This is a genomic window from Psychromonas sp. SA13A (assembly GCF_011378715.1).
Lineage (GTDB): Bacteria > Pseudomonadota > Gammaproteobacteria > Enterobacterales > Psychromonadaceae > Psychromonas.
The window spans coordinates 591,214-606,956 of the sequence record NZ_WTKU01000001.1; the positions used below are offsets into that span (position 1 = coordinate 591,214).

Annotated in this window: 13 protein-coding genes; 7 read left to right on the plus strand and 6 right to left on the minus strand. The window is 37.2% G+C overall.

What is annotated here, in order from left to right; translation table 11 throughout:
* Window positions 1–73 precede the first annotated feature (73 nt).
* Complete coding sequence (locus GQR44_RS02545) at window positions 74–967, plus strand: GGDEF domain-containing protein (RefSeq protein WP_166368892.1); 894 nt, start codon at window positions 74–76, stop codon at window positions 965–967.
* A 150-nt stretch (window positions 968–1,117) separates the two neighbouring features.
* Here GQR44_RS02545 and galE read toward each other — a convergent pair whose 3' ends face one another.
* Window positions 1,118–2,134, minus strand: coding sequence for a UDP-glucose 4-epimerase GalE (gene galE / locus GQR44_RS02550; protein ID WP_166368894.1), 1,017 nt, complete (start codon window positions 2,132–2,134; stop codon window positions 1,118–1,120).
* 189 nt (window positions 2,135–2,323) lie between these two features.
* A complete protein-coding gene (locus tag GQR44_RS19950) occupies window positions 2,324–2,722 on the minus strand; it encodes a helix-hairpin-helix domain-containing protein (RefSeq protein WP_166368896.1) in 399 nt (132 codons plus the stop codon).
* Window positions 2,723–2,885: 163 nt separating this feature from the next.
* Here GQR44_RS19950 and glpG point away from each other — a divergent pair, with 163 nt between their 5' ends.
* Window positions 2,886–3,722 (plus strand): rhomboid family intramembrane serine protease GlpG, encoded by an 837-nt coding sequence (glpG, locus tag GQR44_RS02560; protein ID WP_166368898.1) that lies wholly within the window; start codon window positions 2,886–2,888, stop codon window positions 3,720–3,722.
* A gap of 38 nt (window positions 3,723–3,760) precedes the next feature.
* Here the strand turns inward: glpG and GQR44_RS02565 are convergent, their stop codons facing one another.
* Window positions 3,761–4,177 (minus strand): flagellar basal body-associated FliL family protein, encoded by a 417-nt coding sequence (locus GQR44_RS02565; RefSeq protein ID WP_166368900.1) that lies wholly within the window; start codon window positions 4,175–4,177, stop codon window positions 3,761–3,763.
* Window positions 4,178–4,293: 116 nt separating this feature from the next.
* On the opposite strand from GQR44_RS02565, the gene GQR44_RS02570 reads away from it, so the two are divergent.
* A complete protein-coding gene (locus tag GQR44_RS02570) occupies window positions 4,294–4,851 on the plus strand; it encodes a chorismate lyase (protein WP_166368901.1) in 558 nt (185 codons plus the stop codon).
* Window positions 4,848–5,720 (plus strand): 4-hydroxybenzoate octaprenyltransferase, encoded by an 873-nt coding sequence (gene ubiA / locus GQR44_RS02575; RefSeq protein ID WP_166368903.1) that lies wholly within the window; start codon window positions 4,848–4,850, stop codon window positions 5,718–5,720. The genes GQR44_RS02570 and ubiA overlap by 4 nt, the downstream gene beginning before the upstream one ends.
* 110 nt (window positions 5,721–5,830) lie before the next feature.
* Here ubiA and GQR44_RS02580 read toward each other — a convergent pair whose 3' ends face one another.
* The 3 genes from GQR44_RS02580 to rep all read right to left on the minus strand — a co-directional run bounded on the left by GQR44_RS02580 (window position 5,831) and on the right by rep (window position 10,320).
* Window positions 5,831–7,282 carry a dihydrolipoyl dehydrogenase gene (locus GQR44_RS02580; RefSeq protein WP_166368905.1) on the minus strand — a complete coding sequence of 484 codons (1,452 nt, stop codon included), beginning with the start codon at window positions 7,280–7,282 and terminating at the stop codon, window positions 5,831–5,833.
* 109 nt (window positions 7,283–7,391) lie between these two features.
* Window positions 7,392–8,123: a glutathione peroxidase gene (locus GQR44_RS02585; protein ID WP_166368907.1), complete on the minus strand. Its 732-nt coding sequence runs from the start codon at window positions 8,121–8,123 to the stop codon at window positions 7,392–7,394.
* Between the two features lie 187 nt (window positions 8,124–8,310).
* Entirely contained in the window at window positions 8,311–10,320 is a 2,010-nt protein-coding gene (gene rep, locus GQR44_RS02590) for a DNA helicase Rep (protein WP_166368909.1), read from the minus strand.
* Between the two features lie 299 nt (window positions 10,321–10,619).
* On the opposite strand from rep, the gene GQR44_RS02595 reads away from it, so the two are divergent.
* Genes GQR44_RS02595 through GQR44_RS02605 form a run of 3 tightly spaced genes read left to right on the plus strand, consistent with a single transcriptional unit; the run spans window position 10,620 to window position 15,422 of the window.
* The gene (locus tag GQR44_RS02595; protein ID WP_166368911.1) at window positions 10,620–11,201 is read left to right on the plus strand and encodes a TetR/AcrR family transcriptional regulator; all 582 of its coding nucleotides are present in this window, start codon (window positions 10,620–10,622) and stop codon (window positions 11,199–11,201) included.
* Window positions 11,202–11,205: 4 nt separating this feature from the next.
* On the plus strand, window positions 11,206–12,327 hold the full coding sequence (locus GQR44_RS02600) for an efflux RND transporter periplasmic adaptor subunit (protein WP_166368913.1): 1,122 nt from the start codon (window positions 11,206–11,208) through the stop codon (window positions 12,325–12,327).
* A gap of 8 nt (window positions 12,328–12,335) precedes the next feature.
* Window positions 12,336–15,422 (plus strand): multidrug efflux RND transporter permease subunit, encoded by a 3,087-nt coding sequence (locus tag GQR44_RS02605; protein WP_166368915.1) that lies wholly within the window; start codon window positions 12,336–12,338, stop codon window positions 15,420–15,422.
* Window positions 15,423–15,743: the final 321 nt, after the last annotated feature.

Sequence of the window (15,743 nt, forward strand, 5' to 3'; positions counted from 1 at the left end):
ATACAAAAATATTTATTTATCATCAATATTAACTAAACTAGATCATTATATAATCATAAGAGATAAAAATTAATTGATAAAAAATAAAGCCCTCAATCCACTGTATTTTTTTGTTATCGCATATATAGCCTTACAAGCGTGGATGTTTCCTACTGTTTATAAAATAGACTTTTATGACATATTCTTTAAATCTGTTATTGCTATTACGCTATTCTTATTATTGATTCAATTAAATAAAGTTAAGCATAATCGTGACGTACACAAATACTTAATGAGCGGATTTTTCTTTCTTTTTGTGACTCTACTAACAACAACCCTCGATGAAATATTTACTCAACCTTGGTTGTTAAAAGTCTTATTCAAAGATATAGCACAAATGATCGGCTTTATATTAGTGTCTATAGGTATTAACACTTGGATAATACAAAATAGCGATCAAAGCTCTAAATTAAAACAGTTATCAGAGACTGACGAATTAACCAACTTATACACGCGACGCCATTTTAATGAGCTACTCTCTAATGTACTTGTTACCCAACGTGTAGAAAAAGAATCCTTCTCTATTTTATTAATTAATATCGACAATTTTAAACTTATTAATGAACAACATACCCAGACAGGGGGTGATGTAGTCCTCAAAAAGCTTGCTAATAAGCTGACCGACTGTATCCGTAAAACCGATACCGTTGCGCGCTGGGGCGGAGAGGAGTTTATTATATTATTAAACAACAGTAATGACGTCATTGCTAAGCAAGTCGCTGAGATGATCCGTGCTAAAAGTGAGTTATTATGTGTTGAATATAACAAAGACATTATTAATATCACTGTCAGTATTGGTGTAGCAACTTACCAAAATGAAGTGAAAAGCAGTGCATTAATTAACCGAGTAGAGCAATGTTTATCAGAAGCGAAAAAAAGCGGGAAAAACAAAGTATTAGTGAGCTGTAATAAGATACAAAGTGCATAGTTTTTAATAGCCATGACTCAATTAAATATGCATCTTCAAATTAGCATTAAGTAGCTTATTTTGTTAATGCGTTTACATTTTAAAACATCACAGCTATAAAATATAAACGCTAAACATAGCTATAAATAAGTTATAAATAATTATAGATAATTATGTTTTGTATCCATTAGGGTTATTTGACTGCCAACGCCAAGTATCTTGCATCATCTCATCTAAGCCACGTTCAGCTTGCCAGTTTAACTCTGCTAATGCTTTTTCAGGCGCAGCATAACAGGCTGCAATATCGCCTTCACGACGTGGTGAAACATTGTATGGAATAGTCTTACCGCTAGCTGCTTCAAACGCGTTGATCATATCAAATACAGAATAGCCATTGCCAGTACCTAGATTATAAATGAATGCACCTGTGTCACTTTGTATCCGATGCAATGCTTTTAAGTGCCCCAACGCTAAGTCTACAACATGAATATAATCACGAACACCTGTCCCATCCAGCGTGTCATAATCATCACCAAATACAGCCAAGGCTTTCAGTTTCCCTACCCCAACCTGTGAAATATAAGGTAATAGATTGTTTGGGATTCCATTCGGATCTTCACCTATTAAACCAGATAGGTGAGCACCAACAGGATTAAAGTAACGTAAAATAACAAACGCCCAGCGAGGATCTGATTTGGCAACGTCTGCTAATACCATTTCAACCATTAACTTTGACGTACCGTATGGATTAGTTGTTCCACCCACTCGAAAGTCTTCTCTGATCGGTAAAGAAGCAGGATCACCATAAACGGTTGCTGAAGAGCTAAACACTAATTTAAATACACCTGCATCCTTCATTGCGTCTAATAAAGTCAAAGTACCCTGTACATTAGTTTGATAATAAGAAATAGGTTTTGCGACTGACTCCCCTACTGCTTTCAAGCCTGCGAAATGAATAACAGAATCAATTGTATGTTGACGGAATACATCATCCAAAAAATCTTTATCTAAGATATCCCCTTGATAAAATACAGGTACCTTACCTGTAATTTTTTCAACTCGATTCAATGATTCTTGCGAAGAATTACATAAGTTATCTACAATAATAACTTGTTGATCTTTCTCTAACAGCTCAACCACGGTATGTGAGCCAATATAACCTGCACCGCCGGTCACTAAAATTGTCATAAACTACCTACTACTAAAGTCATTAAAAATAAAACGAAAGGGGTTAATCTGATTTCAAGGTGCTTTATCAGCATAAAGCTACCTGTTAACTTTACCATCTTGAATGATAAAAGGTATAAATCGTAACACCCTTGTTACAATTTATACCTTATCGATGAGTGATAAATAGAGGAGTTATTAATTGAGGATCTATAGACTTAGATAAGGAATAACTTTTTTTAATGTTGCTACACCAATACCTTTAACATTGACTAAATCTTTTAAATTAGTGAAATCTCCATTTTTTTTACGGTAATCAACAATGGCTTGTGCTGTTTTATCACCTACTCCATTAAGCGTTGTTAATTGTTCAACACTGGCACTATTAAGATCTATTTTTGATATCTTACCAACAGCAGCAGTGGTTGAAGTTACTTTTTTCTTTTCACTAGCAACCGTTGTTTTTGCTTTTTGAGTTACTGCACTACTCTTATCAAGACTAGATGACACCTTACTATTAAGATCGGCAGCTAACACAGATTGAAAACTGGCCGGTAATAAAAACAATGATGCAGCAAGAAGTAAACCACGCGTATATTTTTTCTTCATCATATTATCCTTTTTTTATTAGGGGTATCATTCAATTTAGCTTGTTCTGTCATTAAATCAATAAAAAATCACAAAATAAACTAACAAAAAATCCTTACTTAATTCATTCGATCCAGTCTGTTATATCCGTTATGCTAAAAGCTTGGATTTTAGAGGACTTATTATGATTGAGTTACACCGTTTTGAGCATTTACGCATTGCGCAGGCATTTTCTGATTTTTTAAGCAGCCAAAATATTACGAATATTATTGAACAAAGTGAATTCCAATATCCAATAATGATTAAAAATGAAAATCAATTAGCACAAGCAAAACTTGAACTTGCATTATTTTTGGATAACCCAAATCAAAGCAAATACTTATCAGCAAGTTGGAAAACCGGTAAAACCGAACCCGCATCATCACAGTTAGCTTATGCCAATGCTAGCTTGTTATCCAACTTCAAAAGTCATGGTGGACTATTCACTCATGGTATTTTTATAACCTGTATAATTATCTATGCGCTTACTGCGTTTAATGTTTTTAATCCAATGAACTCTCTTTTTGCCTTCTTCAGACAACAGCCTTTTGACTATATTGAAAGCTGGCGATTTATTACCCCAGCTTTTTTACACTTCAGTCTATTGCACATAGTGTTCAATTTATTATGGTGGTGGCAACTCGCTGGCTTAATAGAAAAACAACAGGGTAAACAACGTTTAATTTTATTATTTTTGTTTTCAGCCATTGCATCAAATTTGGCTCAATTCTTTTTAGTTGGACCTTACTTTGGAGGCTTAAGTGGTGTGGTTTATGGGCTAGTAGGTTACTGTTGGTTAACTGGACAATTAAACAAACAAAGTCAGGTACATTTACCAAACAGTATGTTTGTTTTTTTAATAGGCTGGTTAATCTTAGGCTTTGTGGACTTATTACCCGCTAATGTTGCAAATTATGCACACTTAATAGGTCTATTCGCAGGACTTATATTGGCCGCTGTTTGTCATAAACTAAAACTATAAACACACGGCTAAAGGAAATGTTAGATTAGACAGTGAATTTATTGATCTAAATATTTAGTAAAGAGTAGGTTTTCAACGGGTCTTGTACCAATAAATTCAAACAACACATCGTTTACCTCTGTTAAACAACGTTGTCTGATCGCGTCACGTTCGGTATTAGATTTTATTTGGCTTTCATTTTGTTCGCCAAAAATAGTAATAATGCGATCCCGAATTAATGGTGCATTCATTTCTACCTGCTCATAAGCGCTGCTCGATTTAACCATCAAATCAACACGTAAGCGTACGTAACCTAAACGTTTTCCGGGTTTAATATAATTAGTAATAATATCTGGGCTTAATGCAAAATATTGGTAATCAGGAGCTTGCTGCCCTTCTTCCTCTTCAGCAACTACAGAGGTAAGCGGTGAAAGTAGTGCAAAATAAAGCACACAAAAAAACACTTTTTTAAGCATAGTTAATTCCTTCAAGGAAAGATGTTAATATTTTTGAGTGGTATAATAGCTCAATACTAAAGTGTTTGCTTGATGTGGGCAGATAAAATAACTGGTTTTTTAAATTAAAGGTTTGTATGTTTAATCAAATGCTTAACATTGCGTCATCAACTCAATGGCAAGAAAATAGTAAATCGAAAAATTGCACTAACTACATTCTGTCATGGTTATTAGATGAAGCATCTTTGACTAAAAAACTTGAACAAAAATGCCAAAATTTTTCGGTAGAAGTTAAGCAACAGCTTAATACGAATGCAGAGCAAGCAACACTTTCCCCACATTTCCCCGCGCCAGAACAAGTCTTAGTACGTGAGGTACTTTTATATTGTGATGGTATTCCTAATGTGTTCGCTCAAACTGAAATCCCTTACAGTACACTCTCTAACAAACAACAAAACTTAGCGAATATTGGCTCTGAATCCTTAGGAAGAATTCTATTTCAAGACAAAACTCTGCAGCGTAGTAATATTGAAATTGCTGAGTTTACAGTCGGTTCTCCATTACATCTGTATAGTGCTTCACTACAACAGCCATGCGAACATTCATTATGGGCAAGACGATCTATTTTTTATATAGAAAATAAACCTTTATTAGTCAGCGAAGTGTTTTTACCTGCTTCAGGAATTTACCAATGATCATTTATTTAGACGCCACTAAACGGCAAGCTTTTTTGGAGTTAATGCGTGTTGATAAACCGATCGGCACCTTACTTCTGTTGTGGCCTACTTTATGGGCATTATGGATAGCGGCACAAGGTTTCCCTGATATCGATGTCTTGATTGTCTTTTGTCTGGGTGTGTTTTTTATGCGTAGTGCAGGTTGTGTGATTAATGACTTCGCCGATAGAAAAGTGGATGGATTTGTTAATCGAACTAAAAATCGGCCATTACCCTCAGGAAGAGCCACCAGCAAAGAAGCCGTGTATTTATTTTTATTTTTATCTTTATGCTCTTTTTTATTGGTATTAACGCAAAATAACCTGACCATTCAATTGTCTGTTATAGGGCTGTTCCTAGCGTTTGTTTATCCCTTTATGAAACGATTTACCCATTTACCACAGTTTGTTTTAGGTATTGCTTTTAGTTGGTCAATTCCAATGGCCTACGCAGCACAAGCTAATATACTATCGAGTAGTGTCTGGTTATTATTTATTGCTAATATTACATGGACTATCGCTTATGACACTATGTACGGCATGGTTGATAAAGAAGATGATCTTAAAATTGGGATAAAATCTACCGCTATCTTATTTGGGAAATATGACAAGTTAATTATTGCTCTATTACAATTTATAACCTTAGTTTTGTTAGTGATTGTCGGTCTCATTGAGAATTTAAATTGGCTTTATTATGGTGCTTTAGCAGTGGCAGGTTTACTCTTTTTACAGCAACAAAAAAGTATTAAAAGTCGCGACGAAAAAGCCTGTTTTAAAGCTTTTCTAGATAATAACTATGTGGGTTTAGTGATATTTATCGGTTTTATCCTAACTTACTTATACCCGTAAATCAGCAAAGCTAAATGGTTAAAGATTATCTCAGCTACTCCCCACAAAAAAACGGTTAGTTTTCACTAACCGTCTTATCGCTAAAAATTAAGATTACTGGTTATTGTTAATTAACAACCTGGACCACATTCCATACACTCGTTGATCATTGCAGAGCCTAATTTTAATTTAGCATTCAAATCACGTAATGCGGTTCTAATACCTTCTTCAATAACCGGATGGTAGAAAGGCATATCTAACATTTGCGAAATAGTCATACGGTTCTGGTGTGCCCAAGCTAAAAGATGTGCAAGATGTTCAGCTTGTGGTCCAATAATTTCAGCCCCTAAAAAACGCCCTGTGCCTTGCTCACCGTAAAGGTTTAATAACCCTTTATTTTTTAACATCACACGGCTGCGGCCTTGGTTTTCAAAGGAAACGCTACCAGTTTCAAAACATCCACAGCCAGAAAACTTCTCTGTTATCTGTTTATGACTAAGACCAACCATCGCTAATTGTGGATCGGTAAATACAGCAGCAATCGATGAACGGCGTAATCCAACGCGAATATTTGGGTAAACTCCCGCATTACTGCCTGCTATTTTACCTTGGTCAGCTGCTTCGTGTAATAATGGAATTTGATTACTCGCATCACCAGCAATAAAAATAGTCGATACTGAAGTTTGCATTGTATATGGGTCGGCAATTGGTACACCGCGATCATCACTTTCTAATTTAACACTCTCTATATTTAAATTATCAATATTTGGACGACGCCCCGTTGCCGCTAATACATATTCAACTTCTTTAATTTGTTCAACGCCCTGTTTATCAATATAAGTAATTTCAACTAAATCACCTTTGCGTTGCATATTTTTTACGTTGGCATCTGCATCCAAATAAAACTCATCACTAAATGCTTTTTCTGCGTAAGCCATCACTTCAGGGTCAGTAAATGGGCCGACTTGTCCACCCATACCAAACATTAAAACTTCAACACCTAAACGGTGCAACGATTGCCCTAGCTCTAATCCAATCACTCCAGGACCAAATACGGCTACAGACTTGGGTAAATCCATCCAATCAAACACATCATCATTAACAACAAGTCGATCACCGAGATCATTCCATACTCCTGGATAACTTGGACGAGACCCTGTCGCAATAACAATGCGCTGCGCATTAACAAGCGTATGCTCATCTATCTTTAATTGTGTTTCAGATACAAATGTCGCTTTACCAATTAATTTATCATTCGCGTCAATTTCATCTACCGCTTCAACAACAAAACCCACAAAACGGTCACGTTCATCACGTACTCGTTGCATCACTTTTTTGCCATCAACTCGCACATCACCATCAACAAAAACACCAAAGGGTTCAGTATGTGCAGCACTATGCGCCGCTTCAGCTGCAGCAATTAATAGTTTGCTTGGCATACAACCAACACGAGCGCAGGTAGTACCAAATTTTCCACCTTCAATTAATACCACTGAGTCTGTTTTTTCTTTAGCTGCTCGGTAAGCGGCTAAACCAGCTGTTCCACCACCGATCACGGCAACTTGTACATTAATTTGCTTCATATTGTTTCCCAATTTTGTTGATTTCTTGAATTTTGGATTTAAAAAAAGCGTATGTCTTATCAAAGAACATACGCTTTTGATGATAATCGAGCAGTTAAAACTGTTCTAATTAGCTATTTGCGTAAGCGATAGCTGCTTCACTGTCACCAATATGTTTACCATCGGCAAAAATTTGTGGCACTGTAGTTTGCCCTGATACCGCTCTTAAGCTTACAGTCGTTGCATCTGTACCCAATACGATTTCTTCAAAGCCGATATTATTATCTTTCAGTGCAGCCTTCGCTTTTGCACAGAAAGGACAACCTGGCTTAGTAAAGATAGTTACCGCAGCTGGTGCTTTAGCATTTGGATTAATGTAGTTAAGCATTGTATCAGCGTCAGATACTTCAAACGGGTCACCCGGTTGGTTTGGTTCGATGAACATTTTTTCAATCACGCCATCTTTAACCAACATACTGTAACGCCAGCTACGCTTACCAAAACCAATATCACTTTTGTCAACTAGCATGCCCATGCCTTCAGCGAATGCACCAGTACCATCTGGTACAACTGTAATATTTTCAGCTTCTTGGTCTGCAAGCCATGCGTTCATTACAAAAGTATCATTCACACTTAGACAAACAATATCGTCTACGCCATTCTTTTTAAATACACCCGCTAACTCGTTGTAACGTGGTAAATGTGTAGAAGAACATGTTGGAGTGAAGGCACCTGGCAATGCAAATACAACAACTGTTTTACCTTTGAATAATTGATCAGTTGAAACATTTACCCATTCATCACCTTGACGAGTTGGGAAAGTAACATTTGGTACGCTTTGACCTTCGATATTATCTAACATTTGTAGCTCCTAATAATTATCAATTGTAGTTTTAAGTTTGCTAACAAGCTGCTGCTTGCTGCGATGGAGTTATTATGCAAAATAAACGACAATAGTTAAAATCGTTTATTATTTGCAAAGTGATAGTTAAAACCTATTTAAAATAGTTTTTAACTATCAAGTTTCGTTTTTTTTATTATATAGACTATTAATCAAATAATGCTTTCAAACTCGCAATGCCTTTATCGGACAATTGCTTTTTTTGCTCATCTGTACGTTTTTTAGGGCCACTTTCCCATTCCACATCTTCCTGTGGTAATTCATTTAAAAAACGACTCGGTGTTGGTTTAATGACCTCACCATACTGACTTCGTTCCTTAGCTAGCGTAAAAGTTAATTCTTTTTGTGCTCGCGTGATACCGACATACGCTAAACGCCGCTCCTCTTCTACATTGTCTTCATCGATACTGACCTGATGAGGTAATAACCCTTCTTCCATACCAATCATATATACGTAAGGAAACTCTAACCCTTTAGATGCATGCAAGGTCATCAACTGCACTTGATCTAATTCTTCTTCACTTTCATTACGAGATAACATATCACGTAGAGTGAGACGTGCAACCACTTGCTCTAATGTCATCTCTTCATCAAGATCATCACCCTTGAGCATTTCAGTGACCCATTTGAATAATGTCGATACGTTTTTCATTTGCATCTCAGCAGCCTTCGGGCTTGGGCTACTTTCGTACAACCAGTCTTCATAACCTATATCGCGAATTAAGTCGCGAACGACATCAATATCATCCTCTGTCTTCAAGCGATGATTTAATTCAACTAACCATCTTGTAAAAGCTTGTACAGACTGAAGCCCCTTGCCATTTAAGGTTTGCTCTAAACCAATTTCAAAGCTGGCAGCAAACATACTGATATGACGTAAATTAGCATAATTACCTAACTTTTCACGACTCACGGCACCAATGCCTCTGGGTGGTTTATTGACCACACGAATAAAGGCATTTTCATCATCATGATTAACTAGCAGCTTTAAATACGCCATGATGTCTTTCACTTCACTGCGCGCAAAAAAGGAGGTTCCACCGCTTATTTTGTAAGGAATACGGTTTTCCATCATCACTTTTTCTAATAAACGACTTTGGTGATTACCACGGTACAATACGGCATAGTCTTTAAAGTTAGCTCCGTTCATAAATTTATGGCCCGACAGTTCCATCACCACACGTTCAGCCTCATGTTGTTCATTTTTAGCAAATAAAACTTTGATTGACTCGCCGTAGGCTAATTCGCTAAATAAGCGTTTATCAAATTCATGCGGATTATTAGCAATTAATACATTAGCCGCTTTTAACACCCGTTGGCTAGAGCGATAGTTTTGTTCTAGTTTAATCACTTTTAACTGTGGAAAATCTCGTTGCAGCAATACCAAGTTCTCTGGTCGAGCACCACGCCAAGAATAGATAGATTGATCATCATCCCCTACCACGGTGAAGCGAGCTCGCTCACCCACCAAGGATTTAATTAATTCATACTGGCTCGTGTTGGTATCTTGGTATTCATCCACTAATAAATAGCGAATTTTTTTCTGCCAACGTAAGCGCACCTCATCTTTATGTTTCAACAATAAAGTCGGTAAAACAATAAGATCATCAAAGTCTAAGGCATTGTAAGCTTTTAGCTGACGTTGATATAAATCGTAGCAATGAGCAAAAATAACATCACGCTCACCTTTTGCTTGTTTAATCGCTTGAGGTGGCAATATTAATGCATTCTTCCAATTTGAGATTTGTGTCACTAACGCTTTTAAAAGGTCAGTATCTTCTTTGAGTTGTTTTTCAGTCAGTTCTTTTAATAAAGCTAACGTATCTTGATCATCAAACAAGGTGAAACCGGCTTTCATACCCAGTGTTTTCACTTCACGTTTAATAATTTCTAGGCCCAATGAATGGAAAGTAGACACCATCAATCCACGCGACTCTTTTCGTCCTAAGGTTTGACTAACGCGCTCTTTCATTTCTCGAGCCGCTTTATTAGTGAAAGTAACAGCCACAATATTTTTTGCATGGTAATCACAGTGCTGTACTAAATAAGCTATTTTATTGGTTATAACACGGGTTTTACCACTACCTGCACCGGCGAGTACCAAGCAAGGTCCCGAGATCATTTTCACTGCGGCATCTTGTCCAGGATTTAATTTCATGACATGTCCTAAAAAATAAAAAAACAGTTTGATTCTACTTATCTTTTAACTGAAAGCTAGTGCAAGCCAATAACTGAGCATCATTTCTTTTATAGATTATTTCGAAGAAAAAGGTCAAAGCAGAAATAATTAACCAAGAAGCTAAGCAAAATTAAACGCCTAATAATGGCCGTATTTAAAATAAAAAAGCGATAAAAATTATAGCATTAGAGGTTTATTTTAGAAATATTTAGATTTTTCATTGCAATAATGTCTCAGTAAACGATAATGAACGTTCATTCATTTTCAGTTGTAGACCTATGGATAAACGCACTCAAATTCTAAATGCAGCAGAGAGCATTCTTGCACAACATGGTTTTTATGCCTTTTCGATGCACCATTTAGCAGAAACTGCAGGTGTTGCAGCAGGCACTATTTATCGTTACTTTGAAAATAAAGAGGCATTAATGGATGCCCTTCAAGCGTTTATTCGTAAAGAAGCCGCTAATGATGTTTTTACTGGTTGGGAAGATAGCTTCACTGTAAAACAAAAGTACGATTTAATGTGGAATAATGTATTTAATGCGGTACTAGCAAACCCGAAGCGTCTGATTGTCATCGAAATGCTACATTGCGTGCCTAATATCAACCAAGCAAAAATAACATTATTAGACGATATTGCGTTTAAGCGTCTTATTGATTTTTACCAACAAGGCGTAACAACAGCACGATTTTTAGATTGGCAGCTCTTAGCCTTAATGGCAGTCAGCTTTGATACTTCAATTAACCTAGCAAAAAGAATCATACGCAATGAGCTTACTTTTGATCAACATGAGTTAGATCAAGTGAGAGAAGCTTCATGGGCAATTATTCAAAACCCAAATTTTAACCAACAGGACTAACATAATGAAAAAATGGATAGCTTCAGCCATCGTTTTGGCGATACTCGTATTTGGCAGTGTTATCGGCTTTAACATGTTTAAGGCACAAAAAATTAAAGAGTTTCTTGCCTCTCGCCCTATTCCTGAGTTTCCAGTCACATCCACAACGGTTAAATTGGAAGATTGGACTCCTCATTTACGTGCGATTGGATTTATTGAGCCTATCCAAGGTGTAACGGTTGCCAATGAAGTGGCCGGTAAAGTGACTAAAATTAGCTTTACATCAGGTCAAAACCTACAAAAAGATGATCCTATCATCTACCTAAATAGCGAAGTAGAACAAGCTAACTTAAAAGCTGCAAAAGGTCGTATGCCCGCAGTTGAACGTAACTACAAACGAATGAAATCATTATCAACAAGAGGTTCTGTTTCACAGGGGCAAGTGGATGACGCTGAAGCTGAATTCCTTGCTTTACAGGGTGAAATAGAAAGTTATCAAGCAACTATCAGCCTTCGTACCGTTCGAGCACCTTTTTCCGGCATTGCAGGGTTACGTAATGTATTTTTAGGCCAATATCTTGCGAGTGGTACAGATATTGTGCGTTTAGAAAATATTAGTCGCATGCAAATGCGTTTTACTATTGCTCAAAATGACCTCAATAAAGTGCATATTGGTCAAGCAATGAATGTATTTGTTGATGCACGTCCTGATACTTCTTTTACCGGTGTGATTTCTGCTATTGAACCTGCCGTAAACTACCAAAGTGGTGTCATTCAAATACAAGCATCAATTCCAAATGATGAACAAATACTGCGTTCGGGTATGTTTGCTAAAGCGAATATCATTTTACCCACCGTTGAAAAGCAAATAATCATCCCTTCAACTGCCATTAATTACACACTTTACGGTGAAACTGTTTATGTCATAACAGAACAAACAACAGACGATGGAAAAACGTTCTTACAAGCGAAACAACAAATCGTGACACTAGGTAAAAGTAAAGAAGACAAAGTACATGTTTTAACGGGTTTAAAAGAAAACGATGTGATTGCAACTAGCGGTCAAGTTCGTTTAAGTAATGGCTCACGAGTTAAAATCGTTGAATCACAAGCCCTTAATACTCCCTCTGTTCTTCCAGCATTGTAGGTGATGGCATGAAATTTACAGATATTTTTATAAAGCGTCCCGTTTTAGCCATCTCGCTGAGTTTGCTTCTTGTGTTATTAGGTATTCAAGCACTGACTAAAATGCAGGTACGCGAATACCCAAATATGACCAATACTGTGGTTAAAGTAACCACCAGCTACTATGGCGCAAATGCAGACTTAATACAGGGCTTTATTACTCAACCTATTGAACAAGCTATTGCACAGGCCGATAATATCGATTTTATCAGCTCACAAAGTTTTATGGGTAGCTCCACTATTACAGTGAATATGAAACTTAATACTGAACCTAGTGGCGCTGTGGCGGATATTCTAGCAAAGGTAAACAGTGTAAGTTCACAACTACCTAGTGAAGCTGAAGATCCGACTATTGATGTCAGTACTGGCTCTACGACTTCAGTTATCTACATTGCTTTCTCAAGCGACGATTTAAACTCTAGTCAAATCACAGATTACCTAGAACGCGTTGTTAAGCCGCAATTATTTAGTATTAATGGTGTTGCTAAGGTTAACTTATATGGTGGTACTAAGTTTGCTTTACGAATTTGGTTAGATCCTGAACGCATGGCTGGTTTTGGATTAAGTACAGCTGAAGTTGTGACTATCTTACAGGCTAATAATATTCAGTCGGCCTCTGGGCAGGCGATGGGTTATTTCACTCTATTTAACGGTAGCTCTGAAACTCAAGTTAAAAACGCAGCCGAGCTAGAAAACCTAATCATTGCAACACGTGAAAATGGAAAAACCATTCATTTACAAGATATAGCGCGCGTATCACTTGAAAAAAGTCACGATACTTACCGTGCAATGGCCAATGGCGATGATGCGGTAGTCGTTGCGATTGATGCTGCACCCACAGCAAACCCACTTGATATCACAGCAGATGTAAGGCTCATGTTACCGGCTTTAGATGCCAGCAACCCAAGCTCAATTAAAATGAAAGTTTTATATGACTCTACAATTGCCATCGAAGAATCAATTAATGAAGTAATAAAAACTATCGCTGAAGCAGGCTTAATTGTATTGATCGTAATGATCTTATTCTTAGGTTCTTGGCGTGCCGTTATCATTCCAATCATTACCATTCCGCTATCGCTAATTGGTGTTGCTGTTGTAATGCAAATATTTGGCTTTACCATAAATCTCATGACGCTATTAGCTATGGTATTAGCCATTGGTTTGGTGGTCGACGATGCGATTGTGGTAGTAGAAAATATTGACCGTCATATCAAAGCAGGTGAAGAACCTTTCCGTGCAGCAATTATTGGTACGCGTGAAATTGCGGTTCCGGTTATTTCTATGACTATTACATTAGCCGCAGTATATGCACCTATCGCTTTAATGGGTGGGATAACAGGTTCGTTATTTACTGAATTTGCTTTGACTTTGGCTGGCGCTGTATTTGTTTCGGGCATCGTGGCACTCACATTATCACCCATGATGTGTAGTAAAATGTTGAAAATTAATCATCAACCAAATCGTTTTGAGCGTACTGTTGATTCTGTATTAACGGGGTTAACTAATAAATATAGCCGCGCATTAAACATCCTGATGTTGCGTCGCCCTGCTGTAATTATTTTTGCATTACTGGTTTTTGCTTCGCTACCAATGCTATTTAAATATATTCCTTCTGAACTAGCACCAACTGAAGATAAAGGTGCATTGATGATGATGTCTAAAGCACCCGCGAATGCGAATTTAGACTTTATTGAAAATAGTATGCGTTTAGTCACTGATATAATTTCAGATCAACCAGAGGTAGAGAGTAGCTTAGCCATGTCTGGTATTCCTAATGCTAACCAAGCATTTGGTATCGCTATCATGAAAACATGGAGTCAACGCGACAAGGATCCAAAACAACTTTCAGCGACCATGACACCTGCATTCAACGCTATTCCATCAATGGCGACAACGGCGTTTCAAATGCCTGAATTACCAGGTTCATCAGGTGGTTTACCAGTACAATTTGTAATAACAACGTCTAATCCATTCCAAAGTTTAGTGAGTATTGCCAGCGATGTATTAGCAGCAACACAAGCTAACTCTACTTTTGTTTACTCAGAGCTCGACCTTGCCTTTGACTCAGCGACGATGAATATTAGTATGGACCGTGATAAAGCTGGAGCCTACGGGATTACGATGCAGGATATTGGTATCACCTTGGGCACCTTATTAAGTGATGGTTATTTAAATCGTATCGATTTAGATGGACGAAGCTATGAAGTGATTGCACAAGTTGAGCGTAAATATCGTTTATCACCAGATAAACTAGGTGACTTTTTTGTTCGAGCACAAAATAATGACATGGTACCGTTAAGTGAGTTGATTAGTATTGATATCACGGCAGAACCGCGTTCTTTACCGCACTTTAATCAACTTAATAGTGCAACAATCGGTGCTGTATTAGCCCCTGGTAGCACTATGGGTGAAGCGATAGACTTCTTTGAAGAGTTATCGACCACTAAACTGCCGCAGGGTTATCGCCACGATTACCTCGGTGAAGCACGTCAGTTTGTAACTGAAGGCGGCGCTTTATATGTCACTTTCTTACTTGCTTTGTTCATCATTTTCTTAGTACTTGCAAGTCAATTTGAAAGTATTCGAGACCCATTAGTGATTCTAATGACGGTTCCGTTAGCAATTAGTGGTGCGCTTGTTGTGCTTGCTTGGGGCGCCGCCACAATGAACATCTATACTCAGGTAGGTTTGATAACCTTAGTTGGCTTGATAACTAAACATGGTATTTTAATTGCTGAAGTCGCAAAAGAAGAGCAATTACACCATGGTTTAAATAAGATAGAGGCTGTAAAAACGGCCGCGGCTGTTCGTTTACGTCCTATTTTAATGACCACCGCCGCAATGGTAGCTGGATTGGTTCCACTTTTATTTGCAACCGGTGCAGGTGCAGTTAGCCGCTTTGGTATTGGTGTTGTAATTGTGGCCGGTTTGTCGATCGGCACCTTATTTACGCTGTTTATTTTACCGGTAATTTATTCCTTCATTGCCAGCGAACATGAAAAGGTTCCTGAATTTGACGAAGAAAAAGCATTAAAGGTAAATGCGACCAAAGCTTAATCGCTAATTAATAAATCAAACGATTACGTTTATTTATTCTTCAACGCCACTGATAATTTTTTCTCAGTGGCGTTTTTTATTACTTGGATTCAGATCATAAGTGCATAACTTGAATTAGTAGAAAAAGAATTGAGTTTAAGGCAATTATTGAGTCAAATGGTTGTTCGTTTTATAAAGTTCCTTAAACGTTTCATACACATAAGTGATGTATTTTAACTAACAACATCAATCAACTATTTTATGAAATTATTACTACTAGTTAGCAAACCCCACCTACCTCTTTCTTGTTGTTATATTGTTATTATATTGTTATATTTTTTG